General features: G+C 68.4%; 1 protein-coding gene. It reads right to left on the bottom strand.

Translation table 11 applies throughout. The annotated features are described in order from the left end of the window. On the bottom strand, nt 1–917 hold a 917-nt coding region (nuoH, locus tag B4M60_RS00040), incomplete at both ends, for an NADH-quinone oxidoreductase subunit NuoH (protein WP_291079323.1).

The raw sequence follows: 917 nt of genomic DNA, 5'->3' as shown, positions 1-917 counted from the left end.
CGGAGCCAGATGAACAGGAACATGAAGCCCCACACCTTGACCACGAACCACAGCAGCGCCCACCAGCCCGAGTCGGCGCCGGGGAGCAGGGAGAACGGCAGGGGGGCCCGCCAGCCGCCGAGGAACAGGGTGGCCGCCAGCGCGGAGACCGTGGTCATGTTGACGTACTCGGCCAGCATGAACATGGCGAAGCGCAGCGACGAGTACTCGGTGTGGAAGCCGCCCACCAGCTCCCCCTCGGCCTCGGGCAGGTCGAACGGGGCCCGGTTGGTCTCGCCGACCATGGAGGTCACGTAGATGAGGAACGAGGGCAGCAGGAGGAACACAAACCAGACGTCGGCCTGCGCGGCCACGATCCCGGAGGTGGACATGGTGCCGGCGAAGAGGAACACGCCCACGAAGGACAGGGCCATGGCGATCTCGTAGCTGATGACCTGGGCCGTGGAGCGCAGGCCGCCGAGCAGCGGGTACGTGGACCCGGAGGACCAGCCGGCCAGCACGATCCCGTACACGCCGATCGAGGTCACGGCCAGGACGTAGAGCACGCCCACGTGCAGGTCGGTGAGCTGCAGCGGGGTGGCGTGCCCGAACATCGAGACCACGGGGCCGAACGGGATCACCGCGAACGCCATGAACGCCGGGATCACCGCGATCACCGGCGCGAGCAGGTAGATCGGCTTGTCGACCCCCGCGGGCGTCAGGCCCTCCTTGAGCGCGATCTTCACCCCGTCCGCCAGGCTCTGGAGCATGCCCAGCGGGCCCACGCGGTTGGGCCCGACCCGCATCTGCATCCAGGCGATCACCTTGCGTTCCAGGTAGATCGCGGCGAGCACCGTCAGCACGAGAAAGGCGAAGACGGCGATCACCTTGACGAGCACCAGCCACCACGGGTCGGTGCCGAACGCGGACAGGTCGGT

The sequence above is a fragment of the Dietzia sp. UBA5065 genome, assembly GCA_002415925.1.
Classification (GTDB): domain Bacteria; phylum Actinomycetota; class Actinomycetes; order Mycobacteriales; family Mycobacteriaceae; genus Dietzia.
This window is presented reverse-complemented; position numbering and strand designations above follow the sequence as displayed.